The 25996-nt window shown below is 60.0% G+C and carries 22 protein-coding genes; 10 read left to right on the top strand and 12 right to left on the bottom strand.

Annotation, left to right across the window (positions count from 1 at the left end; translation table 11 throughout):
• Positions 1-45 precede the first annotated feature (45 nt).
• The 5 genes from JNX03_RS03080 (at position 46) to JNX03_RS03060 (ending at position 6175) form a co-directional block, all read left to right on the top strand.
• Positions 46-1545 carry a CoA-acylating methylmalonate-semialdehyde dehydrogenase gene (locus JNX03_RS03080; RefSeq protein ID WP_203210992.1) on the top strand — a complete coding sequence of 500 codons (1500 nt, stop codon included), beginning with the start codon at positions 46-48 and terminating at the stop codon, positions 1543-1545.
• A gap of 157 nt (positions 1546-1702) precedes the next feature.
• Complete coding sequence (locus tag JNX03_RS03075) at positions 1703-2845, top strand: acyl-CoA dehydrogenase family protein (protein WP_203210991.1); 1143 nt, start codon at positions 1703-1705, stop codon at positions 2843-2845.
• The gene (locus tag JNX03_RS03070) at positions 2842-3873 is read left to right on the top strand and encodes an enoyl-CoA hydratase/isomerase family protein (protein ID WP_203210990.1); all 1032 of its coding nucleotides are present in this window, start codon (positions 2842-2844) and stop codon (positions 3871-3873) included. Before JNX03_RS03075 ends, JNX03_RS03070 begins: the two co-directional genes overlap by 4 nt.
• Before the next feature lie 17 nt (positions 3874-3890).
• A complete protein-coding gene (mmsB, locus tag JNX03_RS03065; RefSeq protein ID WP_203212111.1) occupies positions 3891-4766 on the top strand; it encodes a 3-hydroxyisobutyrate dehydrogenase in 876 nt (291 codons plus the stop codon).
• A gap of 71 nt (positions 4767-4837) precedes the next feature.
• Positions 4838-6175 (top strand): MmgE/PrpD family protein, encoded by a 1338-nt coding sequence (locus JNX03_RS03060; protein ID WP_203210989.1) that lies wholly within the window; start codon positions 4838-4840, stop codon positions 6173-6175.
• A 19-nt stretch (positions 6176-6194) separates the two neighbouring features.
• On the opposite strand, the gene uvrA is transcribed toward JNX03_RS03060, so the two are convergent.
• The 7 genes from uvrA to JNX03_RS03025 all read right to left on the bottom strand — a co-directional run bounded on the left by uvrA (position 6195) and on the right by JNX03_RS03025 (position 18377).
• Positions 6195-9080 carry an excinuclease ABC subunit UvrA gene (uvrA, locus tag JNX03_RS03055; RefSeq protein WP_203210988.1) on the bottom strand — a complete coding sequence of 962 codons (2886 nt, stop codon included), beginning with the start codon at positions 9078-9080 and terminating at the stop codon, positions 6195-6197.
• Between the two features lie 81 nt (positions 9081-9161).
• Positions 9162-10319, bottom strand: coding sequence for an MFS transporter (locus JNX03_RS03050; RefSeq protein WP_203210987.1), 1158 nt, complete (start codon positions 10317-10319; stop codon positions 9162-9164).
• A gap of 96 nt (positions 10320-10415) precedes the next feature.
• A complete protein-coding gene (lpdA, locus tag JNX03_RS03045; RefSeq protein ID WP_203210986.1) occupies positions 10416-11810 on the bottom strand; it encodes a dihydrolipoyl dehydrogenase in 1395 nt (464 codons plus the stop codon).
• A gap of 88 nt (positions 11811-11898) precedes the next feature.
• Positions 11899-12486, bottom strand: coding sequence for a DUF924 family protein (locus JNX03_RS03040; protein ID WP_203210985.1), 588 nt, complete (start codon positions 12484-12486; stop codon positions 11899-11901).
• Between the two features lie 107 nt (positions 12487-12593).
• Positions 12594-13853 (bottom strand): MFS transporter, encoded by a 1260-nt coding sequence (locus JNX03_RS03035; RefSeq protein ID WP_203210984.1) that lies wholly within the window; start codon positions 13851-13853, stop codon positions 12594-12596.
• Positions 13854-13943: 90 nt separating this feature from the next.
• Complete coding sequence (queA, locus tag JNX03_RS03030) at positions 13944-14990, bottom strand: tRNA preQ1(34) S-adenosylmethionine ribosyltransferase-isomerase QueA (RefSeq protein ID WP_203210983.1); 1047 nt, start codon at positions 14988-14990, stop codon at positions 13944-13946.
• Between the two features lie 9 nt (positions 14991-14999).
• Positions 15000-18377 (bottom strand): DUF3971 domain-containing protein, encoded by a 3378-nt coding sequence (locus tag JNX03_RS03025; RefSeq protein WP_203210982.1) that lies wholly within the window; start codon positions 18375-18377, stop codon positions 15000-15002.
• 96 nt (positions 18378-18473) lie between these two features.
• Between JNX03_RS03025 and JNX03_RS03020 the strand changes: the two genes are divergently transcribed.
• From JNX03_RS03020 to JNX03_RS03005, 4 genes are all read left to right on the top strand, one after another.
• Positions 18474-18935 carry a peroxiredoxin gene (locus JNX03_RS03020; RefSeq protein ID WP_203210981.1) on the top strand — a complete coding sequence of 154 codons (462 nt, stop codon included), beginning with the start codon at positions 18474-18476 and terminating at the stop codon, positions 18933-18935.
• 14 nt (positions 18936-18949) lie between these two features.
• Positions 18950-19747 carry a ferritin-like domain-containing protein gene (locus tag JNX03_RS03015; RefSeq protein ID WP_238936667.1) on the top strand — a complete coding sequence of 266 codons (798 nt, stop codon included), beginning with the start codon at positions 18950-18952 and terminating at the stop codon, positions 19745-19747.
• A 191-nt stretch (positions 19748-19938) separates the two neighbouring features.
• A complete protein-coding gene (locus JNX03_RS03010; protein ID WP_203210979.1) occupies positions 19939-21264 on the top strand; it encodes a M23 family metallopeptidase in 1326 nt (441 codons plus the stop codon).
• A complete protein-coding gene (locus tag JNX03_RS03005) occupies positions 21254-21757 on the top strand; it encodes a bactofilin family protein (RefSeq protein ID WP_203210978.1) in 504 nt (167 codons plus the stop codon). Before JNX03_RS03010 ends, JNX03_RS03005 begins: the two co-directional genes overlap by 11 nt.
• Before the next feature lie 123 nt (positions 21758-21880).
• Here the strand turns inward: JNX03_RS03005 and JNX03_RS03000 are convergent, their stop codons facing one another.
• Both JNX03_RS03000 and JNX03_RS02995 read right to left on the bottom strand, forming a co-directional pair.
• Entirely contained in the window at positions 21881-22507 is a 627-nt protein-coding gene (locus JNX03_RS03000) for a class I SAM-dependent methyltransferase (protein WP_231024129.1), read from the bottom strand.
• Positions 22508-22635: 128 nt separating this feature from the next.
• Complete coding sequence (locus JNX03_RS02995; protein ID WP_217621281.1) at positions 22636-23331, bottom strand: helix-turn-helix transcriptional regulator; 696 nt, start codon at positions 23329-23331, stop codon at positions 22636-22638.
• Positions 23332-23462: 131 nt separating this feature from the next.
• On the opposite strand from JNX03_RS02995, the gene JNX03_RS02990 reads away from it, so the two are divergent.
• Positions 23463-23819 (top strand): VOC family protein, encoded by a 357-nt coding sequence (locus tag JNX03_RS02990; protein ID WP_203210976.1) that lies wholly within the window; start codon positions 23463-23465, stop codon positions 23817-23819.
• A gap of 37 nt (positions 23820-23856) precedes the next feature.
• Here the strand turns inward: JNX03_RS02990 and JNX03_RS02985 are convergent, their stop codons facing one another.
• The 3 genes from JNX03_RS02985 to JNX03_RS02975 form a co-directional block, all read right to left on the bottom strand.
• Positions 23857-24825 carry a DUF3179 domain-containing protein gene (locus JNX03_RS02985; RefSeq protein ID WP_203210975.1) on the bottom strand — a complete coding sequence of 323 codons (969 nt, stop codon included), beginning with the start codon at positions 24823-24825 and terminating at the stop codon, positions 23857-23859.
• A 74-nt stretch (positions 24826-24899) separates the two neighbouring features.
• Positions 24900-25454 carry a peptidylprolyl isomerase gene (locus tag JNX03_RS02980; protein ID WP_203210974.1) on the bottom strand — a complete coding sequence of 185 codons (555 nt, stop codon included), beginning with the start codon at positions 25452-25454 and terminating at the stop codon, positions 24900-24902.
• Positions 25447-25953: a peptidylprolyl isomerase gene (locus JNX03_RS02975; RefSeq protein ID WP_203210973.1), complete on the bottom strand. Its 507-nt coding sequence runs from the start codon at positions 25951-25953 to the stop codon at positions 25447-25449. Before JNX03_RS02975 ends, JNX03_RS02980 begins: the two co-directional genes overlap by 8 nt.
• Positions 25954-25996 lie beyond the last annotated feature (43 nt).

Genomic DNA, 25996 nt, shown 5'->3' with positions numbered 1-25996 from the left:
TCTTTTTGCAAGCCTATCCTGCGGCAAATGCCAATGGAGGACATTATGCAAGAGCTTACCCACTATCTGAACGGTGAACATGTCAAAGGCACGTCGGGCCGTTTTGCCGATGTGATGAACCCAGCGACCGGCGAAGTGCAGGCAAAATGCCCGCTGGCCAGCAAGGAAGAGATGGACAAAGCGGTTGAATATGCCGCCGCCGCACAGCCCGGCTGGGCTGCGACCAACCCACAGCGCCGCGCACGGGTGCTGATGAAGCTGGTGGGCTTGCTGAACCGCGACATGGACAAACTGGCCGAGGCCCTGTCCCGTGAGCACGGCAAAACCCTCCCCGATGCCGCAGGCGACGTACAGCGCGGCCTTGAGGTTGTAGAATACTGCATCGGTGCGCCCGAGATGCTGAAAGGTGAATTCACCGACAGCGCCGGCCCCGGCATCGACATGTATTCCATGCGCCAGCCTTTGGGTGTGACGGCGGGCATCACGCCCTTCAACTTCCCTGCGATGATCCCGATGTGGATGTTTGCCCCGGCCATCGCCTGCGGCAACGCCTTTATCCTCAAACCGTCCGAGCGTGACCCCTCTGTGCCGCTGATGCTGGCGGAACTGGTCGAAGAAGCGGGGCTGCCAAAGGGTATCCTGCAGGTTGTGAACGGCGACAAAGAAGCCGTCGACGCGATCCTTTATCATGATGTTATTCAATCGGTTGGCTTTGTCGGCTCTACCCCGATTGCCGAATATATCTATGGCACAGGCTGCGCACAGGGCAAACGGGTCCAGTGTTTCGGCGGCGCCAAGAACCACATGATCATCATGCCGGACGCCGACATGGATCAAGCCGCCGATGCGCTGGTCGGTGCCGGTTACGGCGCGGCAGGCGAACGCTGCATGGCGATCTCGGTTGCGGTGCCTGTGGGCGACGAAACAGCCGACCGCCTGATCGAAAAGCTGGTTCCGCGCATCGAAAAGCTGAAGGTTGGCCCTTACACCGCTGGCAATGATGTGGATTACGGCCCCGTCGTGACCGCCGCCGCGAAAGCCAATATCGAACGTCTGGTACAAACCGGTATCGACCAAGGCGCGGAACTGGTTGTCGATGGCCGTGATTTCAAACTGCAAGGCTATGAGGACGGCTTCTTTGTCGGGCCGCATCTGTTTGATAAAGCGACCAAAGACATGGATATCTACAAGCAGGAGATCTTTGGACCTGTGCTGACCTGTGTGCGTGCGAAATCCTACGAAGAGGCAATTGGCCTGGCGATGGATCACGAATACGGCAACGGCACCGCGATCTATACCCGCGATGGCGATGCAGCGCGGGATTTTGCCAACCGGATCAACATCGGCATGGTCGGCATCAACGTGCCGATCCCTGTGCCGCTGGCCTATCACACCTTTGGCGGTTGGAAAAAATCCGTCTTTGGCGATCTGAACCAGCACGGGCCGGATGCGTTCAAATTCTACACACGCACCAAAACCGTGACCGCGCGCTGGCCCTCGGGCATCAAAGAAGGCGGCGAATTCTCTATCCCTGTGATGGAATAACCATCTGGGGTGCGCCGGTTGCGGCGCACCCTGCCCCTTGGGCCACGCGGCGCCCGAAACTGCCCGTGATCCCGATCTTACGATGAGGCCTTGCAATACTCTCGCAAAGATTGGAATTTAACATCCGTTCAATAACGCGCACCTCGGGAGATACGTGATGGATTTTGCACTCAGCGAAGAACAAACCGCCATTTTCGACATGGCCTATGCCTTTGGGCAGGAACACATCGCCCCCTACGCCCAACAATGGGAAAAGGACGAAACCATCCCCAAGGATCTGTGGCCGCGCATCGCCGAGCTTGGCTTTGGCGGGCTTTATGTATCTGAAGAGGCTGGCGGTTCTGGTCTGACCCGTCTGGATGCGACGTTGGTGTTCGAGGCACTGTCGATGGCTTGCCCCTCCGTTGCGGCTTTCCTGTCGATCCACAACATGTGCGCCAAAATGCTGGACACTTTCGCAAGTGACGAACTCAAAGGTCGGATCATGGAAGATGTGCTCTCCATGAATACCGTGCTGTCCTATTGTTTGACCGAACCGGGATCTGGATCTGACGCTGCTGCCCTCAAGACCCGCGCCGAGCGCACAAATGAAGGGTACACCCTCAATGGCACCAAGGCGTTCATCTCCGGTGGAGGTTATTCCGACGCTTATGTTTGCATGGTGCGCACCTCCGATGATGGCGCGGCGGGCGTGTCCACCGTATACGTCGAGGACGGCACCGAGGGACTTTCCTTTGGTGGTTTGGAAGACAAAATGGGTTGGCGCAGCCAGCCAACTGCGCAAGTGCAGTTTGACAATTGCAACATTTCTGCGGGAAATCTGGTAGGTGAAGAAGGAAAAGGTTTCAAATATGCGATGATGGGGCTGGATGGCGGCCGTCTGAACATCGCGGCCTGTTCCTTGGGCGCGGCCCAGACCGCATTGACCGCAACACTGAACTACATGGGCGAGCGTCAGGCCTTTGGCAAACCCATCGACCAGTTTCAGGGGCTTCAATTCCGTCTCGCGGATATGGAAATCGAATTGCAGGCCGCCCGCACCTTCTTGCGGCAGGCTGCATGGAAGCTGGACAACGGCGCGCCCGACGCAACCAAGTTCTGCGCGATGGCCAAAAAGTTTGTTACTGAGACCGGCAGCAAGGTTGTGGATCAATGTCTGCAGCTGCACGGCGGATACGGTTATCTGGCCGATTATGGCATTGAAAAGCTGGTGCGTGATCTGCGTGTGCATCAAATTCTGGAAGGCACAAACGAGATTATGCGTGTCATTGTCGCCCGCGAGATGCTGAAAAACCGATGAAAGACATAAGCTTACGGATAGTTGGGCGGGCGGGACGCATCACCCTGCAACGCCCGCAGGCGCTCAATGCGATGACTTATGAGATGTGTCTGGCGATCGAAAAAGCCATGGACGCATGGGCCGCAGATGAAAACGTGTTGCTGGTTGTGTTCGATGCGGAAGGCGACCGCGCCTTCTGCTCGGGCGGTGACATCGCCGAGCTTTATGCCACCGGATCCAAGGGCGATTATGCCTATGGTCGTCAGTTCTGGACGGATGAGTACCGTCTGAACAACAAGATTTTCAACTACCCCAAACCAGTGGTGTCCTTCCTGCAAGGTTTTACCATGGGCGGCGGCGTTGGCATTGGCTGCCATGGATCGCACCGGATTGTCGGTGAAACCAGCCAGATCGCAATGCCCGAATGCAACATTGGGCTTGTGCCTGACGTGGGCGGCTCATTGATGCTTGCTCTGGCCCCGGGCCGTCTTGGGGAATACCTGGGGATAACTGCCAGCCGAATGAACGCGGATGATGCCATTCTGTGCGGCTTTGCAGATACTTACGTTTCACAGTTCAAGTGGATAACTTTGATAGAAGCTTTGGAGGAAACCGGCGATCCTTCTGTGATCGATACGGTATCCGAAGCCCCCGAACCGGGCCCGCTTCGGGCCGCACAGCCACAAATTGATGCGCTTCTGGGCGGTGAGACCCTTGGCGATATCCTTACCGACCTGCGCCGCGACGAAAGCGAATTTGCGCAGGACACGCTCAAAAAAATGGGACGTTCCTCGCCGCTTTCGATGGCCTGCACTGTCGAGATGATGCACCGGTTGCGTGGCCCTTCCCTAACCTTGGAAAAAGCCCTTGATCTGGAATACCGCTTTACCTTCCGCGCGATGGAGCATGGTGATTTCCTCGAAGGTGTCCGCGCCGCGATCATCGACAAGGACCGCAACCCATCCTGGCAATATGCCGATATGAATGTGCCGCTTGCCGCGGTGTCCCAAATGCTGCGCCCGTTGGGGGCGGATGCGTTAAAACTCTAGGAGGCCCTATGACAGCCCTGAACATCGGATTTATCGGACTTGGCAACATGGGCGCGCCCATGGCCGCAAATCTGGCCAAAGCGGGTCATCGGATCCGCGGCTTTGACGTGGCCGGAACCACCGCCGAGGGTGTCACCCCCGCCGCCAGCATCGCAGAGGTGGCGCAGGGCGCGGATGTGGTCATCACCATGTTGCCGAACGGTGCCATCCTGCGCCAGGTGGCAGATGAATTGATCCCGCATATGCGCAGTGGCGCGGTGTTTATTGATTGCTCGACCGTTGACGTGGAAAGCGCGAGGTACGCCGCGCAAGCTGCTGAAAATGCTGGCGTTATGGCTGTTGACGCTCCGGTATCGGGCGGCATCGGCGGGGCCGCGGGCGGCACCTTGACCTTTATGGCGGGCGGGTCTGACAAGGCCTTTGATACCGCGAAACCGCTGTTTGACATCATGGGCCAAAAGGCCGTGCATTGCGGCGATGCAGGCGCGGGGCAAGCCGCGAAAATCTGCAACAACATGATCCTGGGCGCAACCATGATCGCCACCTGCGAGGCCTTTGCCCTGGCCGACAAACTGGGCCTCGACCGGCAGAAGATGTTTGACGTGGTCAGCACTTCGTCGGGCTACAGCTGGTCGATGAACGCCTATTGCCCCGCGCCGGGCGTCGGGCCGACCTCACCGTCGGATAACGACTATAAACCTGGATTTGCAGCTGAACTGATGCTCAAGGATCTGGGCCTGAGCCAGCAAGCCGCCGAAATGGTCGATGCCGACACGCCGATGGGCGCGTTGGCACGGCAGCTTTATGCGCAATTCGTTGAGAACGAAGATGGCAAAGGCAAGGATTTCTCCGCGATGTTGCCACGGTTTGCTTCACGCGGGCGCGACTCCTGAGGTCGCAAACAGGCATTTCTGCCACATTTGGAGGGATAGGCTGACAGGATACCACAGCGCTGGAGCCTGATATGCCTGTCCCTTTTCACGAATTTTCCGCCAGTTTGACCTATGCCGACCTGCCTGCAGACCTGCTGGCGGTGTTGCGGCGATCCTTCACCGACACTTTGGGCGTGGCGGCCGTGGCGTCTACCACGGATATGGCAAAATATGCGGTGCGCGGGGCGCGGGCAACCTTCGGCCCCGGCACGGCGGGCGGCGCACGGGCATTGATGGACGGCAGTCTGCTCTCCCCTGCGGGCGCGGCGATGGCGGGCGGGTTTACCGTGGATGCGATCGACGCCCATGACACCACCTCACCTTGCAAAGGCCACGTCGGATCCGCCGCGTTTCCGGCGCTTTTGGCGATGGCAGAAGTGGTGGATAACCCCCTGACCGGGCGGGATTTTGCGGTGTATCTTGCGGTCTGCTACGAGATCAGCTGCCGTGCCGGCCTTGCCCAGCACGCGACCTGTCCTGATTATCACACCTCCGGTTCCTGGACCGCCGTTGGCGTGGCTGTGGCTGCCGCGCGGATGCTGGGATGCGATGCGGAAGCCTTGCGACAGGCGGCAGGTATCGCCGAATACCACGGCCCGCGCAGCCAGATGATGCGCTGCATCGATTATCCCACCATGGTGCGTGACGGCGTCGGCTGGGGTGCGCCCTCCGGCGTTGTGGCGGCCTATCTGGCGCGTGAAGGGTTCACCGGCGCCCCTGCCCTGACGTGCGAGCAAGCGCCCGAGTTCTGGGAGGATCTGGGCAGCAAATGGCGCACGGTCGAAGACACGTCCTACAAGGCCTATCCTTGCTGCCGCTGGGCCCATCCGAGCATCGATGCCGTGGCGCATTTGATGGCAGAATACGGCCTGACACCACAGGACATCGCGGGCATCGATATCGCCACATTCCACAACGCCACGCGCCTTGCCGGGCACAATCCGGCCACCCCGGACGAGTTTGCTTATGGCATTGCATTTCCTGTCGCCACGATGATCGTGCGCGGCCAGATCGGGGTGCCTGAATTGGCGGCAAGCACCCTGCAAGACCCCGAAATCAAAAGAATTAGCAATCTGGTGAACTTGATCGACGACGACCATTTCACCAAAATCTCTCATGGCAAACGTTGGGCGCAGGTGACGATCCACACCACCGATGGGCGCAGCCTTCAGGACCAGCCGCGCACCCCCAAGGGTGACAATGACCTGCCACTGTCAGATGCGGAGATTTCAGAGAAATTCCATCTCTTTGCCGACCCGGTCATCGGCAGCAATCGCGCAAAAGAGCTGGAACAGCTGAGCGATAATTTCGACAGCCTGAACGCGTCCGATTTCACCCGCCTGCTGGATTTGAGCCTTACTGCCCCTTAGCCCAAGCGCGGCGGACGGGTCACTCCGCCGCGACTTTGGTGCGTTTTTCGAGCATCGGCTTGAGGTATCTGCCGGTGTAGCTCTCCGCGACTTCGGCGACCTTTTCTGGTGTGCCAGTCGCCACCACACGGCCACCGCCATCGCCGCCTTCAGGACCGATGTCGATGATATGGTCGGCGGTTTTCACCACGTCGAGATTATGCTCAATCACCACAACGGAATTGCCCTGATCCACCAGTTCATGCAGCACTTCCAACAACTTACGCACATCTTCGAAGTGCAGGCCCGTCGTCGGTTCATCCAGAATATAGAGCGTGCGTCCGGTCGACCGTTTTGACAACTCCTTGGACAGCTTCACCCGCTGCGCCTCACCGCCGGACAGCGTTGTCGCCTGCTGACCGACCTTGATATAACCAAGGCCAACACGCATCAGCGCGTCCATTTTCTCGCGGATCGACGGCACCGCCTGAAAGAAGCTCTGCGCGTCTTCCACGGTCATATCCAACACATCGGCGATGCTTTTGCCCTTGAATTTGATCTCCAGGGTTTCGCGGTTGTAACGGGCACCCTTGCAGGTCTCGCACTCCACGTAAACGTCCGGCAAAAAGTGCATCTCGATCTTGATCACACCATCGCCCTGACAGGCCTCACAGCGGCCGCCCTTGACGTTGAACGAGAACCGCCCTGGCTTGTAACCCCTTGCCTTGGCTTCGGGAAGTCCGGCAAACCAATCGCGGATCGGGGTGAAGGCGCCAGTGTATGTGGCAGGGTTGGATCGCGGCGTGCGCCCGATGGGCCGCTGGTCAATGTCGATCACCTTGTCCAGATGTTCCAGCCCCTTGATGGTCTCGCAAGGGGCCGGTGTTTGCCGTGCGCCATTGAGGTTCATGGATGCGGTTTTGAACAGGGTTTCGATGGTCAGCGTGGATTTGCCGCCCCCCGATACCCCCGTCACGCAGACAAATTTGCCCAAGGGGAAATCGACAGTAACGTTTTGCAGATTGTTGCCCGTGGCCTTGACCACCTGCACCTTTTTCTTGTTGCCCTTGCGCCGCGTGGCGGGCACGGCAATCTCGCGCTTGCCGGTCAGATACTGCCCGGTGATGGAATTTTCATCCGCTGCAACAACGTCCGGCGTGCCATGAGACACAACCTGTCCGCCATGCACGCCGGCACCCGGCCCGATGTCAAAAACATAGTCGGCCTCACGGATCGCTTCCTCGTCATGTTCAACGACGATCACGGTATTGCCCTGATCACGCAGATTCTTGAGGGTCAGGAGCAGACGATCATTGTCACGCTGGTGCAGGCCGATCGATGGCTCATCCAGCACATAGAGAACACCCGTCAAGCCAGAGCCGATCTGGCTGGCCAGACGGATACGCTGACTTTCCCCGCCACTTAATGTACCACTTGAACGTGCAAGCGTAAGGTATTCTAATCCCACGTTATTTAGGAATCCAAGACGCTCTCGGATCTCTTTCAAAATCGCCTTGGCGATCTCGTTCTTCTGAACCTTCAGATGTCCCGGCACTGTGTTACACCAGTCAAAAGCCTCGCGGATGGACATCTGAACAACCTGACCTGCGTGCAGCAATTGATCCGCCGGACCGTCGCTGGGGCCGATCTTCACGGCCAAGGCTTCGGCCCGCAGACGATAGCCCCCGCAGGTGCCGCAGTGCCTGTTGTTCTGGTAGCGCTCAAACTCTTCGCGGATCCAGTTGCTGTCGGTCTCGCGGTAGCGGCGTTCCATGTTGGGGATTACCCCCTCAAAAACGCGGGTGACCTCATAGACCCGCCCGCCTTCGTCGTAGCGGAATTTGATCTCTTCCTTGCCGGAGCCATAGAGGAAAACCTGCTGCACCTTGGGGTCCAGATCTTTCCACTTGGTGTTTTGGTTAAATTCGTAATGTTTGGCAATGGCCTCAATGGTCTGCTTGAAATAGGGGCTCTTGCCCTTGCGCCACGGGGCCAATGCGCCGTCATAGATCTTCAGGTTCTGGTCGGGTACCACCAACCGTTCGTCAAAAAACAGCTCGACCCCCAGCCCGTCACAAGAGGGACAAGCGCCAAAGGGCGCGTTGAAAGAGAACAACCGCGGCTCGATCTCGGGAATGGTGAAACCACTGACCGGGCAGGCAAATTTCTCTGAAAAGGTATAGCGTTCCGGATCGCCTTCGCTGGGCGCGGTTTCCAGAACGGCAATGCCATCTGCCAGATCCAGCGCCGTGCGCAAACTGTCCGCCAGCCGTGTCTCAAGCCCCTCGCGGACCACGATCCGGTCCACCACCACGTCAATGTCGTGGCGGAATTTCTTGTCCAGCGTCGGCGGTTCGTCCAACTCATAGAACGCACCGTCGACCTTGACCCGCTGGAAGCCTTGCTTGCGCAACTCGATGAATTCCTTTCGGTATTCGCCTTTTCGGTCGCGAATGATCGGGGCCAGAAGATAGGCGCGCGTGCCCTCCTCCATCGCCATGATCCGGTCGACCATATCTTGCACCTGCTGCGCCTCAATGGGTTTGCCGGTTTCAGGGCTGTAGGGCGTGCCGACACGGGCGAACAGCAGACGCATGTAGTCGTAAATTTCGGTCACCGTCCCAACCGTAGAGCGCGGGTTTTTTGACGTTGTCTTTTGCTCAATCGAGATTGCCGGGCTGAGACCTGCGATGTGATCAACATCAGGTTTCTGCATCATATCAAGGAATTGCCGGGCATAGGCCGACAGCGATTCCACATAGCGGCGCTGCCCTTCGGCATAGATCGTGTCAAACGCGAGCGAGGATTTGCCCGAGCCCGACAGGCCGGTGATCACCACCAGCTTATCGCGCGGAATGTCCACGTCGATGCTTTTGAGATTATGCTCGCGCGCGCCGCGGACCTCGATATGTTTCAGCTCTGCCATGCAGCACCCCCATTAACGGTTTGTACATAGTTGTCCTCCAGGGATTCTCCAACGAAAAAATGAGAACTAAAGGCGAACATTTTAGTTTGCGCGCAGATGCGCCAACCACAAATGCGTCGCAAGACCCAGCGCAAAGGCGCCACCTGCCAGCAGCGGCAGCGCGGTGTAGCCCGCAATCGAAAGGCCTGCTGCCATGATCGGGGTGCCGATGGTGTTGCCGATATTGCCCATTTGCGCCATCGCGCCGTTGGCGCGGGCCTGCCCTGCGGCGGTATCGTTGAGTTGCGGCACTGCGGCAAAGCTGGCCCCTTGGATCAGCCCCATCGCCCCGGCAAGCGCCAGACAGGCCAAAGGCGCACCCGGCTCCGCCCAAAGCCAGAGCACCGCCAATGCGGACAGGGCAAAGCCCAGTTCGACCACCTGCACCGCCGTGAGGCGCCGCAAAAGAGCCACGCCAAGCGTCATGGACACCGCGATACTGGTCAGTGGCATCGCACCCATGATCACATTGCGCAGATCGGGGTCCAGATAGGGCGGCAGAACCGTCAGAACGGAGACAAAGCTGAAGGTATAGAAAAGCCAACCTGCTGCTGGCGCGGCCAAACGGGCGGAGCGGTAGATCACACCATGATCGCGCAACAGGCCTGTCAGGGAAATTGCGGGCTGGGCGGCTTCGGCGGGCAAGGCCCGCAACCGCGCGGACAGGTACAGGGCAAAACCCGCCATGTAGAGGCCATGCGCGGCAAAGAGCGCGGGCAGCCCCCATGAGATCGCCAAGGGTCGCCCGGCAAAGGCCAGCACCGCAAAGGCGACGCCAAAGAAGGTGCCCCAGAGGGTCAGCGTGAAACCGCGATGTCTGGGGGCGCTGATCTGGGCGATCAAGGTGGGTGCGGCCACAACGATGGCCAGGTGCGACAGCCCCTCGGCCACCCGGCTGAGCAACATCCACGGCAAGGGCGGCAATAACGCTTGGACTAAAGAAACCGCCGCGCCCAGCCACAGGGCCGACAGCAACGCCCGCCGATAGCGGATTCGCGCCACCAACAGGCCAGCCGCCACACCAAAAAGGATGCCAATGAAACCGACCAGTGATACGACAAAGCCAAGGGCGGCACCCGCATTGGGATAAACCTCTGGCAACAGGTCAAAAATCACGCTGACCTTGCCATATTGCGCCGCCGCGCCGAGGCCCGCGCCCCAGAGGGCGAACACAAGAGGAAAAGAAGTTCTGTCGGTCACGCTTGCACTGCCTTGGGAACCGGCACGCAATAGATGGGCCGTTGAATGGCCCACCTTGCCCGAAACGCGAGGGGCCTTCCAGCCCCCCGGCTTGGTTTACATGTGGATCACGCGCCCATAGGCATCCAGCACCGCCTCATGCATCATCTCGCTGAGTGTTGGATGCGGGAAGACGGTGTTCATCAGGTCTTCTTCGGTGGTCTCAAGCTGGCGGCCCACAACATAGCCCTGGATCAGCTCGGTCACTTCGGCCCCGACCATATGTGCGCCCAGAAGTTCGCCGGTTTTGGCGTCAAAGACGGTCTTGATCATGCCTTCGGGTTCCCCCAATGCAATCGCCTTGCCGTTGCCGATGAAGGGGAAGCGACCCACCTTGATGTCATAGCCCAGTTCCTTGGCTTTGGCCTCGGTATAGCCGACCGAGGCAACCTGCGGATGGCAATAGGTGCAGCCCGCGATGGATTCCGGCTTGATCGCATGGACCTTCTGACCCGCCATATGTTCGGCAACCATAACCCCTTCGTGGCTGGCCTTGTGCGCCAGCCATGGCGCGCCAGCGATGTCGCCGATGGCATAGAGACCGTCCACACCGGTGCGGCAATATTCGTCAGTCACCACATGGGTGCGGTCGATCTTGACGCCCAGCTCTTCCAGGCCCAGCCCTTCGACGTTGCCGACAATCCCAACGGCGGAAATGACGGTGTCAAACTCGTGTTTCTCAGTCTTGCCGCCCACCTCGATATGCGCGGTCACCTTGTCTTTGGCACGATCAAGCTGTTTGACCATCGCCTTTTGCATGATCTTCATGCCCTGCTTTTCAAACGCCTTTTTGGCGAAAGCCGAAATCTCGGCATCTTCAACCGGAAGGACACGATCCATCACTTCAACCACGGTCGTATCTGCACCCAAGGTGTTGTAGAAGCTGGCAAATTCAATCCCGATGGCCCCTGATCCGATGACCAGCAGCTTTTTCGGCATATGCGCTGGCTGCAGCGCGTGTTTGTAGGTCCAGACCAGTTTGCCGTCGGCCTCTAGCCCCGGCAGTTCGCGGGCGCGGGCGCCGGTGGCGACAACGATGTTCTTGGCTGTCAGGTCTTCTTCGCCCTTGTCGGTTTTGACGTGTACCTTGCCCTTGCCGGCCAGTTTCGCGGCCCCCATAAAGACGGTGATCTTGTTCTTTTTCATCAGGTGGCCGATGCCGCCCGACAATTGCCCCGCCACTTTGCGCGAGCGTTTGACAACCGCATCCAGATCATAGCCGATGCCGTCTGCCTTGAGGCCAAATTCCTTGGCACGGTGCATCAGGTGGAACACTTCGGAAGAGCGCAGCAAGGCCTTGGTCGGGATACATCCCCAGTTGAGGCAAATGCCGCCCAGATGTTCACGCTCAACAATCGCGACATTCATGCCCAGTTGGGCACCGCGAATCGCGGCAACATAGCCACCGGGGCCAGCCCCGATAACAATCAAATCAAAGGATTTCGCGGCCATAGAACTTCCTCACTGTGTGACGATTGCAGAATATAGTTTACCATTAAACTATATTCCCACCCGCCACAACCGCGAGATTGCCGCAGGGTCAGGCCGCCTGCATGTCGGCCTGTAGTTCCCGCACTGTAGCACCGTAGCCGCCATTTGCCACATAGGCCGTTTCAAGCTGGGTCGGCGTGCGAGACAGCGCATCGTTGCGATATGGGAAGCGACCAAACTTGCGGATCACTTCGCGATGCGCACGGGCATGCAGCAGATTGCCTTCGCGGTTCTGGGGCATGCGTTCACACATCAGCCGCACACAACGCTCCTGATCACAAAGGTTCTCCGAATGCATCAGCGGCAGGTAAAAGAACTGCCGCGCGGGTTCATCAATGCGCAGATCCCAGCCCTTGTTGATCGCCGCCTTGGCCGCCGTCAGCGCGATCCGATCACTTGCAAAGGCCTCGCCACTGCCGCGGAACATGTTGCGGGGAAACTGATCCATCAAAATGATGTACGCCAATGCGCCCGACGGATAGGTCAGCCATAGTGAAAATTTGCCCTCACAGGCGGCTTGCCAGGTTTCGTGAAACCGGTCCCGGATCTGACTGTCCAAAGCATCGCTTGCTTCATACCAGCCCTTGGGTCCGATTTCATCCAACCAGAACTCAAGGATCTCTTCAGGCCCTACCATGGTGCGCTCCCTTTATCGTGCTGCACGGTTAAGACATTCCATGCTAAGAGGAATTTAACCACGGTGCCTACTCACGAATTGTATCAAATGCGACATAGTTATCGCTATCACGTATCATTTTCGTCATCCTGGTCTGCTTCGATGGCAACTTCCTGCGCGACTTCGACTGCGACGGTGGTTGCTGAGGGGTAGATTGCGACGTAGTTGCCGGTCTCATCCACAGGCACGCCCGCACGGCGGGTGGAGCGGTAGGCGGCATAGCTGGCAAGCGCAATAAAGAGCCCGGCAGTGAACAGGTAAAATCCGCCAGGGCCAAGCGCGGTGCCCATCATCCAGCCGGTGATCACAGGCCCAAGGATGGCTCCTAAGCCGTTGATAAAGACCAAAACACCGGAAGCTGCGGCCATATCCTCGTGCTCAAGAAAGTCATTGGTGTGGGCGATCAGCAGTGAATACAGCGGGTTCGACATCCCCCCCACCACAAAGGCCGAGACCAGAAGCACCGGGAAAACATGGCCCAGCATCATACCAAGCACCGATCCCCCCGCTCCGATAAGCGAGACAACCACGATCAATCCGCGCCGGTCCATCCGGTCGGAAATCCAGCCAATCGGATATTGCAGGATCACAGAGCCAACAAAGAACATCGCCACGAAAAGTGAGATTTGTGCAACAGTTAGCCCGGCTTCGGCGCCATAGACCGAGGCCATGCCGAACTGCGCAGAGAAGACGCCACCCAAGAGGAACATGCCCACACAGCCGAGCGGAGAGTAGCTGACCAGCTCGCGGATGCGCATGGGTTTGGTGGTGTCAAAGGCCGGCGTCGGGCTGATCGACAGCAAGATCGGCGTCACGGCGATGCTCACCAGAACCGACGGGATCACAAACAGCACAAAGCCGGACGGATCGGCAGTCAGCAGCAGGGCTTGGGCAATCACGATGCCCAATGTTTGCACGATCATGTAAAGTGACAGCGCCTGCCCCCGGTTGTCGTTGGTGGCCGCGTTGTTCAGCCAGCTTTCGGCGGTGACATATACGGCAGAAAAACAGAATCCGATCAACACCCGGCCCAAAGACCAGACGATGACATTGGGGAACGTCGGGTAAAGGATCATCACTGCCGAGATGAGCGAGGCCAGCGCGGCAAAGACCCGCACGTGGCCGACACGCCGGATCATGCCCGGTGCCATGCGGGAGCCCCCCAGAAACCCGACAAAATAGCTCGACATGACAATCGACATCTCGAAGGTCGAGAAGTTTTCGATTCCGCCCCTGATGCCCAGCAGCGTGCCTTGCATGCCGTTGCCAACCATCAGCAAACACATACCCAGCAAAAGCGCCCAAGCGCTGGAAAGAACCTGAAGCATGGCGCGAATCCTTTTTGTTTCTTGCCCCTGCCTGCCTGCGGATCGCCGTGAGGTCACGCCCTTCTGCGACAAGATGGCGTGATTTTCCGGCTAGGGCAGCAGCAGTGACGCATCCCCGTAAGAAAAGAAGCGATAACGTTCGGCAATCGCATGGGCGTAGATGGATTTGATCCGGTCCTGCCCCATCAAGGCAGAGACCAGCATCATCAGCGTGGATTTGGGCAGGTGAAAGTTGGTCATCAAGGCATCGGCGATCTGGAATTCAAACCCCGGCGTGATGAAAATATCGGTGTCGCCTTCCCACGCGCGGATCGTGCCGCCTTTTGCGGCGGTCTCGATCAGGCGCAATGCGGTGGTGCCCACGGGGATCACCCGCCCGCCCGCCGCCTTGGTCGCGGCCATTTCGGCGGCAGCATCGGCGCTGACCTGTCCCCATTCGGAATGCATCTTGTGTTGGGATATATCGTCCACTTTGACCGGCAGGAAGGTGCCCGCGCCCACATGCAAGGTCACATGGGTGAAAGTCACGCCCTTGTCGCGCAGGGCCGCCAGCAACGGCTCATCAAAATGCAGCGACGCAGTGGGTGCAGCCACGGCACCGGTGTTGCGGGCCCAGACGGTTTGATAGTCGGTTTTGTCTTGCGCATCGGCGGCGCGTTTGGCGGCGATATAGGGCGGCAGCGGCATTGCGCCCGCCGCATTCAGCGCCGCGTCAAAATCATCGCCCGTGCAATTGAATGCCAGATGCCCCTGCCCGTCTTCAACCCCTTTTAAGGTGGCCCGCAGGTCGTCAGAGAAAACCACCTCCTCGCCGATCTTCAGCTTGCGCAGCGGTTTGATCAACGCGCCCCATGTGCCGTTGCCACGCGGCTCAAGCAGGGTCACTTCGATCTTGGCTTGTACGCGGCCTTGCGCACTGTCGCGAAAGCGCAGACCGTTCAGGCGTGCCGGGATCACCCGCGTGTCGTTCAGCACCAGCCGGTCACCGGGCCGCAGCCATTTGGTCAGGTCCGTGACCTGTTGATCATGGATCACATCGCCTTCGGCCACCAGCAACCGCGCTGCCGATCGCGGCACCGCCGGACGGGTGGCAATCAGGTCGTCGGGCAGGTCAAAATCAAAGTCAGAAAGTTTCATGCCCGCGCCCTAACGCCCATCATAATCAGGAACAACCGGTTTTTCCGCCACTGGCGGTTTGGCGGGCAGAATGGATTGGGTGTTGCCCTCTACCGCTGGCAATTCGGGTTTGGGCGCGCGGAAAATCTCGCGGAACATGCCGGGGGTCAAAGCCGACAGCGGGTTCACCGACACAGAGGGGTCTTTCGCCTGCCCCTTGAGTGTGTAGTGAAACCCAAACAACCCCTCACCCTTGCGGGTCAGCACCGATCCGATCCCATTGAGCAGGTACACCGGCGTGATCGTACCCTGCATATTGAGCAGCCCGGAGTTGAGCGCATAGACCCCGTCCATCGACAGCCCCATGGACGCCCCCACCGCCGATCCTTCCGTCAAGGTCAGGCTGTCGGGCGTCAGGCGGAATCGTCCCTCGACCTTGTCGAAATAGATGCCGTCACCGTTGAGTTCGTTGATCAGGCCCACCACCGACACCGCATTCAGCAAGGCCGCGATGCCCGGTGCCTGTTTGATACGGATCCCATCCATGGTCAGCTCTCCGTCGAAGGCCCCGCCGGTGCCAACGGGCAAAAGCGTCAGGCCCAGCGTTCCGCCCGTCACCTGTTTGAGCAAACCGGCCGAACGCAACACGCCGCCCGCATCTTCGGAGGTCATTCGCACCGCGCTGCGCCCGTTCTGCGGCACCACCCGGCCTGCGACCGGCGTCTGCCCGTTAAGACGCGCCTGAAACGCGCCATCAAGGCCTCGGCGGGTGTCAAAAGTCCCCGTCAGCCCGGTCAACGCGATGGTGTCGGTGATCTGCAACCGGTCCAGCGTGATCTGCATCGGCGGTCCGGCGCTGCCCCCCTGCGAGGGGCCAAATTCGGCGCGGCGCAGATCGAGCGAGCCGCCGCGCACCGCCACCTTGACCGGCCTGCCCGCGCCCTGCCCGATCAGATCCACCGGCGCGTTCAGCCATTGCCCCGCTGACAGGCTGGTGAACCGGACGCGGTCCAGTGATCCTCCCGCGTTCAGGTCAACCGTGCCCTTGGCCGACAATCCCGGACCGCCCACCGATAGGCTGTCAATCTGCGCCGGATCGCCCAACCGGCCAGAGATATTCAGCTGACCACGGGTTGAAGCGGCTTTGGTCCATGACAATTGAGGCACCCGCAGACGTACCCCTTGCAGTGCCGAGGTCAGCGCAAATCTGGGCGTTTCACCGCGGGCAAAATCCAGTGCGATATCGGCCTGCGCCTGCCCCGAGACCGTCCCCTCCGGCAAGGCCACGCCAAAGGCATCCAGCGCAGCCTGATCCAATGTCACCTGCCCGCGCAAGGCCGATTGCGCCGCGCCCTTGCCGATGGGTTGCTCCCACGCGCCGTTGAAGGCGACACCGTCAATGCGCCCCGGCCCGCTGATCCGCAGGCCGGTGTTGTCCACGGTCACGTCCAGCTCTGTCGCCTCCAGTCGCCGGCCTTTGACCAACACGTCACTGCGGACCGCCCTCAAGGCACCGGTGAAGTGATAATTCACATCCTGCACCTTGCCGCCCTTTTTGAGAGGCACCGCAATGGTGCCCTGAACATCCGCCAGGCCCTCGGCCAGCCGCACGGGCATCTTGACCTTGTCCATCACCGACAGCGGCGCAAAATTGATCAGCGACAGCGCCGCCGTGATACTGGACCGGGTCTGCAACCGGATCACCGCCGGTGCGCCGTCTTTGACCCGCACATCCGGTATGATGAAGGATGATCCGTCCACCCGAATGCTGCCCCCCAAAGGCGGCGCGACTTCGCCTTGATCCACGGTGACGACCAACCGGTCGTCCGCAAGGCTGAAATGTCCCTGCCCACCGGTGATTGGCGGCATGGTTTTCAAGAACCGCACTGTCGATTTCTCAAAATCGAATGCGAGAAAGCTGTGCCTGGCTTTATCCGGCGCGGACCGGAACGCCAGATCAATATTATGCACCCGCCCGTCAATCAGGTTGTCGCCCAACCATTTGCGGGTCTTGGGTTTCACACCTGCGGGCCAGAGCTCAAGCAAGCGATCCGGGTCGAGCCCGTCCATCCGGCCATCCAGCGCCAAACGCCAGCCGCCCGGATCGGCCGCCAATTCCCCATCCACCAGCAGGGTCTTGCCCCGGTCCGAGATCTGCAGCCGCCCCAGCGTGATGCGGAACGGGTTCAGCTCCAGCCGGAAATCCATATCCGCTTCGGACAGATCAACCGCTTCGGGATAAAGCTCAAAGGGATTGGCAACCAGATCCGACAGGGTGATCTGGCCGATCAGTTCGGTCAGCGGCCCCTGTGCGCCATCGGTGGTGAGAGAGGCCGTGCCCGTAGCCTGTCCGGTGATCCACGGGCTGCGCACGGACAATTCGTCAAACCGCAGCAACCGCTTGGCCGGATCATAGCTGAAATAACTGCGTGCGCCGTCAAAGGGCACCGGTTTGGTCAGGGCATTGGGCTGCACCGCGCCCTTGCCGATCTGCAATGTGGCATTCAACGGGGCAAAGCGGCCATCGCTGTTCAGGCCGCTGCGCACCGACCCCGCAATCGGCGCCCGCAGCACGTCGAGCCAGGCAAAAGCCGGACCCTGCGCCGCGATATCGCGGGCGGCGACCCCGTCAAAGCTGACACCAAAATCGGCGGCGGTTTCGCCAATGCGGCTGTTGTAGTTGGCCGCAAGGGTCGCCACGCCCGCGCCGCCGCTGAGCACCGCCAGATCCGCCGAAAGCGCCAGATCGCGCCCGTCCCGTTGCAGGATCAGCCGCCCGCCATCCACCGTCCAGCCGCGCCCGACACGTTCATCGTCATAGCGCAGGGTCAGCGCCCGCACTTCGACCGTGCGCAGCGCGTTGAGCGACGGGCTTTGCAGTATCTCGTCCATCTGGCCGATCAGTTGCGGCAGGGTTGCCGCCTCGCGCGCCGGGGCTTCGGCGGCCTGCCCGCCGCGGATCGACACCCGGCCTTCGCCATCCCGCTTAAGCCGCGCCACAACGCCTGACAGCGACAAAACCTTGGGCTGGATCTTCCCCTTGAGCAACGGCCGCGTGGCAAAGGTCGCCTTGAATTCATTGAAACTGACGATCTCCCGCCCTGCCGGGGTGCTGATCACCACATCGCGCAGCCGCACCTTGGGCCGCCAGCCCTCGCCCACCACAAAGACCATCTCGCCAAAGCGCACCCGCGCAGTTGGCACCATTTCCGCGATCCGTCCTTCGATCCGGGCCTGCAACCACGGCGGCGCGGCAATCGGCAGCCCTTTGATCACCGCCGCACCCACCAGCGCCAATGACGTCAGGATCACAACCAAAGACACGCTTCGCAAAACAAAGCGATGCCACCGGCGGCGGCGTTTGGGGGCTGTTCCCCCAGTGTGTGAGGCGGGCGCGGCGTCGCTCATCGCTATCCGGTTTTGGTGTTGCAGGCTTGGCCGTTGCCAATTTCGGCCTACTATGACAGTCCATAATCCCGCTTCCAAGTGAATAGAAAGTGAGCCATGCCCGAATTGTCCCAGCCTGCCCCCGATTTCAGCCTCCCCGTGACTGGCGGCGGCAATGTTTCGCTGTCTGATCTGCGCGGCGCACCCGTGGTTCTGTTCTTTTACCCACGCGACGACACGCCGGGCTGCACCAAGGAAAGCATCGGTTTTTCCGAGCATCTTGAAGATTTCAAAGCCGCAGGCGCCAAGGTGTTTGGCATCTCCCGCGACACCATGGCGAAACATGACAAATTCACGGCCAAACATGATCTGACCGTGCCGCTTTTGTCTGATGAGAATGGCGAGATGACCGAGGCCTATGGCGTTTGGGTTGAAAAGAACATGTATGGCAAAAAGTCGATGGGGATCGAGCGGGCCACCTATCTGATCGACGCACAAGGCAACATCGCCCGGATCTGGCGCAAGGTCAAAGTGCCAGGCCATGTCGAAGAGGTTCTGGACGCGGTGAAAGCCCTGTGAAACCCCTTGCCCAGATGGCCGAGGCTGTTCTGCGCTGCGCAGATGGCCGCGAGAAAACCGCCATGTCGCGCAGCTTTGCCGCGCAGTGGCAGGCGGCCCGCGATGCGGGCGACACGCCCCGGATTGGCCGTGCCGATCCGCCCCTGCATCCCTCTCGCCCCGCCGCGCCAGAGCTGTTGAACCCACGCGATGTGCCGCGCCGCCGCCCCGGCACGCCCGAGGGCCGCATCGCGCTGTTGCATGCGGTGGCGCATATCGAACTGAACGCCGTTGATCTGCATTGGGACATCATTGCACGGTTCACGGACACCAAATTGCCAATGGGGTTCTATGACGATTGGGTCAAGGCGGCGGATGAAGAATCCAAACATTTCAATCTGATGTGTGACTGCCTTGAAGCGGAAGGCAGCTTTTATGGCGCCTTGCCTGCCCATGCCGGCATGTGGCGGGCCGCCGAGGACACAGTGGATGATCTGATGGGCCGCCTGGCCGTCGTGCCCATGGTGCTTGAGGCACGCGGGCTGGATGTGACCCCCGGCATGATCGAGATTTTCAAACGCGCCAAGGCAGATGGCGCGGTTACAGCGCTTGAAACCATCTATGCCGAAGAGGTTGCCCATGTGGCCTATGGCAGCAAATGGTTCCACTTCCTCTGCGGACGTTTTGACGAGGATCCCAAGGAACGGTTTCACGCGCTGGTGCGCAAATATTTCCACGGCCATCTCAAACCGCCCTTCAACGAAGAGAAACGCGCCGAGGCAGGCATTCCCCCCGATTTCTATTGGCCGCTGACCGAGACAGGCGAACCTTGAGTTGAACCTCGCCTGCCAAGCATTTGGAATAGGCGGTTTTTTGCCCATTTGGTCAGTTCCGGTGGTTTGATGTCGCAGTATCGGTCAACAGGGTTGCCCCATGGCCGGTCACTGGATAATGAAATCTGGACCAAAATGTGCCGGGGGGGAACCTGCACCTTTGGTCGGGGGACGATAAAAAGGACAACATTGTGCGTACAAGGCTCGCCATCAAAGTGAACGCCATTCTGGAACAGTATTTTCCTGAACGCCGTGTTTTTCTCAAATCCGACAACGACACACGATTTATCCGCTTGCGCCCCGGCACACAGATTGTTGCCTTCGCAGGCTCCGCCGCGCTGGTCGCCTGGGCGATCGTCGCCACAGCCATTATCCTGATGGACAGCATCGGCTCCGGCAATTTCCGCGAACAGGCCAAACGCGATCAGCGCACCTACCAGGCGCGTCTGAACGATCTGTCCGGCCAGCGCGACAGCCGCGCCGAAGAGGCATTGGCCGCGCAGGAACGGTTCAACGCCGCGCTCAAGCAGATCTCGCTGATGCAGTCAGAGCTTTTGCAATCCGAGACCCGTCGCCGCGAGCTTGAGACCGGCATCGACGTGATCCAGTCCACCCTGCGCGACACTATGAAAGACCGTGAAACCGCGCGCCGCACCCTGGCAGAACTGAAAGACACGCTGGAGGACGGAGCCGGACAGGTGCAGGTCGCCGCCAGCAACGCCCCGATGGATTTCCTGGCCGAAGCGCTTGAGCGGACGGCAAAGGAACGCGATCAGGTTGTGGCCGATGCGCAGGATGCCCTGCTTGAGGCGGACCGCATGGCCCAGCAGATTGCCCTGATGCGTGATCAGAACGATGCGATCTTCCGCCAGCTTGAAGAGGCAATGACCGTTTCTGTGGCCCCGCTTGATAAAATGTTCCGCAATGCCGGCATGCCGCCGGACCGGATCATCGAACAGGTGCGCCGGGGCTATTCCGGCCAGGGCGGACCTATGACGCCGCTGTCCTTTACCACCCGCGGCGAGGAACCCACCGCCGATACCCTGCGTGCCAACCGTCTGCTCAACCAGATGGACAAGCTGAACCTTTACCGGATCGCCGCACAGAAGGCGCCCTTCGCCAACCCTGTTAAATCCGCCTTCCGTTTCACCAGCCAGTTCGGTTATCGCCGCGATCCCAAGACCGGCGGACGCCGCATGCATTCAGGTGTTGATTTCGCCGCCGGACTTGGCACACCGCTTTATGCCACCGCCGATGGCGTCGTGGTTCATGCCGGATGGCAGTCCGGCTATGGCCGTCTTGTTAAGATCCAGCACGAGTTCGGCATCGAGACCCGCTATGCCCATTTGTCCCGGCTTCGCGTAAAAGTAGGCCAAAGGGTCTCGCGCGGACAGCGTATCGGTGATATGGGGGCATCTGGACGCGTAACTGGCGTACACCTGCACTACGAAGTGCGTGTGGGCGGCAAAGCTGTTAACCCCATGATCTATATCAAGGCTGCAAACGATGTTTTCTAAAAGCAAAATCAACGACCCCGCACCATCCAAGGACGCCGATGCGCCCAAACCTGCGGCACCGCAAGCGCCATCCGCTTCGACACAAACCACGTCGAGCGAGTTCAAGGCCAGCGCCCCAAAGGCAAAACCTCCCGCCTCCGTGCTGTCATCTGACCTGCATGTGACAGGCAATATGAAGACCACCGGCGACATTCAGGTAGAAGGCACGGTGGAAGGTGACATTCGCGCGCATCTGCTGACCATTGGTGAGACCGCCACGATCAAAGGCGAAGTGGTTGCGGATGACGTTGTGATCAACGGTCGCATCGTGGGCCGTGTACGCGGCCTCAAGGTGCGCCTGACCTCCACGGCACGTGTTGAGGGCGACATCATCCACAAGACCATCGCCATCGAATCCGGCGCCCATTTTGAGGGTTCCGTGCAGCGGCAGGACGATCCCCTGAACCCCGGCGCCAAATCCGCACCGGCGGCCAAGGCCAATCCAGCCAGCTAAGTGGCGCAACAGTCCAAGAATTGAAAGGCATCGCCATCGGGCGGTGCCTTTTGTTTTGGGTCTGGCCTGCGAAAAGGGACCAGCTGCGCGGCAAGTCTTCAGACCCTTATGAGCGGCGGATCATCAGCCCCTTCGCCTTGCCACGATCCCTTGGCTGGTGCGTGACGGGGGGCCCGATGGAAACGCGTAGACCTGCTCAACCTCAAAACCGGCCTCAGCTACCAGTGCCAGAATCTCAGCCCTTTGAAATGTCCTGTGCCGCCACTGCAACCAGATGATCGCATTGCACCAATGCGGCTTTGACACCACAAGGCGCAGTTGCCCCCCGGGAACCAGAAGATCCCGCATTTGCCCGAGTGCGGTCAGCGGATCATCGCAATGTTCCAGGACATGCGCCGCCAAGACCACATCGACAGGCTCCGTTTCCGTCGTCTGTCCGAGAAATGACTTTAGCATCCGCGGCTCCACCCCGCGCCGGTTCAAGGCCGCTTTGCCCCGTTCAAGCATGGCTGAACTGGGCTCCAGCAGGGTCAATTCGCGCGGCGGGCCATGAATGGCCACCCATGCTTCGGCAAATGCGCCGGTGCCTGAACCAACGTCGATGACCCGTTTGTTGCGGCCATCAAGATCAGATGGCGCAGACAGAAAGCCCAAGTACCCATCGTAGTAGCCAAGCGTCCGCATCTTGTCGCCCCAACGCGGGGCGGCAATGTCGTATCGGTTGGTTGTGGAGATCTGGGTGTCTGCCATGTGGAGTTCCTGCCGGTATAGGCGATGCTGTTGCGCGAGAGCCTACTCAAGCATGTATCGGAATACCACTGAACTCAATGGAATGTGAACGCAACACAGTCCATCGGCACGCAGTGGCCTCGGCTCTCTCAGACAGAAAGTTCCCCCTTGGCCAAGTCCGGACCAAAGGCTTCTGGCTTTTGCAAACGGAACGTCTGGTCCGTCCGTGCCGCAGACAGAATCCGGTCACAGCGAAAGGTCCTTGGTCCGCCCCGCAGGTGATCGACCGCAACCACGTACCAAACCGGATATTTCAGCAATAGGTAATGTGGCTCGATCCGGCGCTCGGAGGTCTCTCCGTCCTCACGTCGATAGGCAATCTCAAGCAACTCCTGATTGATGAAAGCCTGATGCAGCGCCTGCACCACCCTTTTGGGCGGCGCATCTGCGCTGGCCTGCACGTAGGTCGAGGCGGTCACCCCCACCAGAATGCGGGATTTCAACTCATTCACCTTCTTGCGCTTCTCCGCAGAGAAGGACGCTACCAACTGCCGCCGGACACTGTCCAGATTGGCCAGAAACATCGGCGAATTCATCTGCTGGGCCACCGCGATGCTGATCAACAGATCGACCGCGTCACCATAGGTCAGGTTCAACCGGCCAACGCCCCAGTTCCGGTCAAGACGCAAGCCGCCGCCGCGCCCCCGGTCCGCATCGATCTGCATGCCGTGGTGGTCGCGCATCAACGCCAGATCGCGGGCAATCGTGCGCGGGCTGACGCCATGCTGCCGGGCCAAATCGCTGACGGTGCAATGGCTGTCCTGCTTGAGCTGGACCGCCAACATTTCGAGCCGTCTGAGTCTGCCTGGGGTATCTGCGCGTGCCATCGCACAAATAGGACATAAACTGTCTTATTTGGCAATATGGATGTTCGCAAGCCTGCGATTGCATCGCGGCTGAAACAAGGAAAAAAGCTATGAAACTAAACTACGCTGTCGTTGGAACCAACGACTTGAACGCCTCCAAAACCTTCTATGACGCCATGTTCTCAGAGGCGGGCCTGCACAGCATGTCACCTTCGGACAGAATGACCTATTGGCTGGCTGAGGACTTCGCCTTTGCCGCCGCGATTCCCTTCGATACCAAGCCCGCGACCCGCGGCAATGGCACGATGGTGGGTTTTGCCGTTGGCAGCCAGGCAGAGGTGGAACGCCTGCATGCACTGGCGCTTGAGCTTGGCGGCACATGTGAAGGTGCGCCGGGCCAGCGCGGCCCAAAGTTTTCGGCCTATGTACGGGATCTGGACGGCAACAAGCTTTGCTTTGCTGAATAGAGGCAAAGGGAGGGGCGCGCCGGCCGGGCCTGCGCCCCTACCGCCCCAGCATCCAAGTGCCATCCGGCCAGAAGGCGTGAAAGGCAAAGGCAAACATCACATCATGGGCCAGATCACGCCCCTGCCCGTCCTGCACACGGATGCTGCCCACGTCGCGGCCCTTGGCGATCTGGGCCGTGTCGAGGGCGGAGGCCTGCCCGGCCCGCCAGCTGATTGTCACACCGGCCTCTGTCAACTGCTCCGCTTCGGCTAGCCGCGTCATGGGCCAGGCGCGATTGCCGACCCGCACCACGCGTTCCAGCGCCGGAATGCCATGGGGCGGCGGGTCACCGGAATAAAGGAAGGGCCGCGTCAGGCTGTCATAACCACGATATGGATTGCGGCCATAATCGCGCGGATAGCTCGGTTCGGCCATCACCAGCCCCTGCGGATGCGCGTCCTTGAATTCCGCCCAGCTTTCCATCCAGCTTGGCAACTGGCGCAGCTCTGCACCGGTCAATTCACCCACGATCCCAACGCCTTGCGCCTGCTGCCACCAGCTTTGGGTTTCGCGGTCATACATCACCATATCCGAATTGCGCAGCTTGCCTGTGACGCCAAAGGTCAGCACCCGCCCCCGCACCCGGCCATCAAACACCATGGCCGAATTGCACAGCGGGCAGAAGGTCACCGTCACAGGTGATCCGCCAATGCGGTCATTCACGATCTCATGCCAGGTGAGGTACCGGATCGGATAGGCCCGCGCCGGATGCCCGTCCAGGACCACGGTGATCACCGGCTCGCGGTCCGCGATCCGGGTTTCCTTGCTGGCATGGACAAATTGCGGGGCATCCAGCGCAGGAATGCCATCCTTGGGCGGCCCGCCCGAAAGGATCTCGGCCCAGCTGTCCACCGAAGTGTTTCCGAAATCCGTGTCTGGCCATTCACTGCGCCAGAACTCAGGGCTGGCATGGGCAGCGGCCAAGGACAGACAAAAAGCGAGGGCGGCGGTCAAAGCTTTGATCATGCCCCACCCTGACGCAAATGGGGCCCGCAATCCAGCAGGCCCCACGCAATCTTGATCAATGATGAAGGGCGGCGTTACTCGGTCACGGTCACTTTGCGCATCAGATCGGGCGTGCCGACCACCGCACCATTGCCGCCGGTGCCGCGCTTGATCGCATCCACCACGTCCTGCCCTTCGGTCACGCGGCCCACAACGGTGTATTGCCCGTTGAGAAAGTGACCGGCGTCAAACATGATAAAGAACTGGCTGTTGGCGCTGTTCGGGTTCTGGCTGCGGGCCATGCCCACAACGCCCTTGTCATAGGGCACATCGGAAAATTCCGCTGGCACATCCGGCATATCAGAGCCGCCCATGCCTGCACGGCCCAGATCGCCGCCTTCCCGGCCAAACTGCACGTCACCGGTTTGCGCCATAAAGCCGTCGATCACCCGGTGAAACACCACGCCGTCATAGGCGCCTGCCTCGGCCAAGGTGGTGATCCGCTCCACGTGCTGGGGCGCGACGTCCTCCAGCAGATCGATCATCACGGTGCCATTGGCCTCGCCCTCGATCTCGATCTTCAGGCCGGTGGCCCCGACCGCCGTGCCCATCAGGGCAAACGCAAAAGCACCTGCAAGTAACTTACGCATCCGCAGCCACCTTCATGCTGATCATGCGGTCCGGCTCCGGTGCAGGCTCGCCCCGTTTGATCGCATCGACATGTTCCATGCCGGAAATGACCTGACCGTAAACGGTGTATTGACCGTTGAGGAAGTCGTTGTCTTTGAAGTTGATAAAGAACTGGCTGTTGGCGCTGTCCGGATTGGCAGAGCGCGCCGCGCCGATGGAGCCGCGTGCATGTGGCACCTTGGAAAATTCAGCCGGAACATTGCCCAGATCGGAACCGCCCGTGCCTGCCAGACGCAGGTTGAAGTCTTTTTCGATGTTGCCGTGTTCCACGTCGCCGGTTTGCGCCATGAAGCCGTCGATCACCCGGTGAAAGGCCACGTTGTCGTATTTGCCCGCGCGGGTCAGTTCTTTCATCCGCTCTACGTGCTTTGGGGCCACCTTGGGCAACAGCTCGATAACGACAGTGCCGCCTTTGAGCTCCATCAGGATGGTGTTTTCTGGGTCTTTGATCTCGGCCATGCCGCGCTCCTTTAAACTGGTTTGCCTCTAACTAGGTTGGATA

Source organism: Sulfitobacter mediterraneus, from assembly GCF_016801775.1.
Lineage (GTDB): Bacteria > Pseudomonadota > Alphaproteobacteria > Rhodobacterales > Rhodobacteraceae > Sulfitobacter > Sulfitobacter mediterraneus_A.
The sequence above is the reverse complement of the archived record's forward strand: the minus strand, read 5'-3'. Positions and strand labels throughout refer to the sequence as shown.

Coding starts and splice junctions, on each gene's coding strand:
- JNX03_RS03080 (WP_203210992.1), top strand. CDS start 46: ATGCAAGAGCTTACCCACTATCTGAACGGTGAACATGTCAAAGGCACG.
- JNX03_RS03075 (WP_203210991.1), top strand. CDS start 1,703: ATGGATTTTGCACTCAGCGAAGAACAAACCGCCATTTTCGACATGGCC.
- JNX03_RS03070 (WP_203210990.1), top strand. CDS start 2,842: ATGAAAGACATAAGCTTACGGATAGTTGGGCGGGCGGGACGCATCACC.
- JNX03_RS03060 (WP_203210989.1), top strand. CDS start 4,838: ATGCCTGTCCCTTTTCACGAATTTTCCGCCAGTTTGACCTATGCCGAC.
- uvrA (WP_203210988.1), bottom strand. CDS start 9,080: ATGGCAGAGCTGAAACATATCGAGGTCCGCGGCGCGCGCGAGCATAAT.
- lpdA (WP_203210986.1), bottom strand. CDS start 11,810: ATGGCCGCGAAATCCTTTGATTTGATTGTTATCGGGGCTGGCCCCGGT.
- JNX03_RS03040 (WP_203210985.1), bottom strand. CDS start 12,486: ATGGTAGGGCCTGAAGAGATCCTTGAGTTCTGGTTGGATGAAATCGGA.
- JNX03_RS03035 (WP_203210984.1), bottom strand. CDS start 13,853: ATGCTTCAGGTTCTTTCCAGCGCTTGGGCGCTTTTGCTGGGTATGTGT.
- queA (WP_203210983.1), bottom strand. CDS start 14,990: ATGAAACTTTCTGACTTTGATTTTGACCTGCCCGACGACCTGATTGCC.
- JNX03_RS03025 (WP_203210982.1), bottom strand. CDS start 18,377: ATGAGCGACGCCGCGCCCGCCTCACACACTGGGGGAACAGCCCCCAAA.
- JNX03_RS03020 (WP_203210981.1), top strand. CDS start 18,474: ATGCCCGAATTGTCCCAGCCTGCCCCCGATTTCAGCCTCCCCGTGACT.
- JNX03_RS03015 (WP_238936667.1), top strand. CDS start 18,950: ATGGCCGAGGCTGTTCTGCGCTGCGCAGATGGCCGCGAGAAAACCGCC.
- JNX03_RS03005 (WP_203210978.1), top strand. CDS start 21,254: ATGTTTTCTAAAAGCAAAATCAACGACCCCGCACCATCCAAGGACGCC.
- JNX03_RS03000 (WP_231024129.1), bottom strand. CDS start 22,507: ATGGCAGACACCCAGATCTCCACAACCAACCGATACGACATTGCCGCC.
- JNX03_RS02995 (WP_217621281.1), bottom strand. CDS start 23,331: ATGTTGGCGGTCCAGCTCAAGCAGGACAGCCATTGCACCGTCAGCGAT.
- JNX03_RS02990 (WP_203210976.1), top strand. CDS start 23,463: ATGAAACTAAACTACGCTGTCGTTGGAACCAACGACTTGAACGCCTCC.
- JNX03_RS02985 (WP_203210975.1), bottom strand. CDS start 24,825: ATGATCAAAGCTTTGACCGCCGCCCTCGCTTTTTGTCTGTCCTTGGCC.
- JNX03_RS02980 (WP_203210974.1), bottom strand. CDS start 25,454: ATGCGTAAGTTACTTGCAGGTGCTTTTGCGTTTGCCCTGATGGGCACG.
- JNX03_RS02975 (WP_203210973.1), bottom strand. CDS start 25,953: ATGGCCGAGATCAAAGACCCAGAAAACACCATCCTGATGGAGCTCAAA.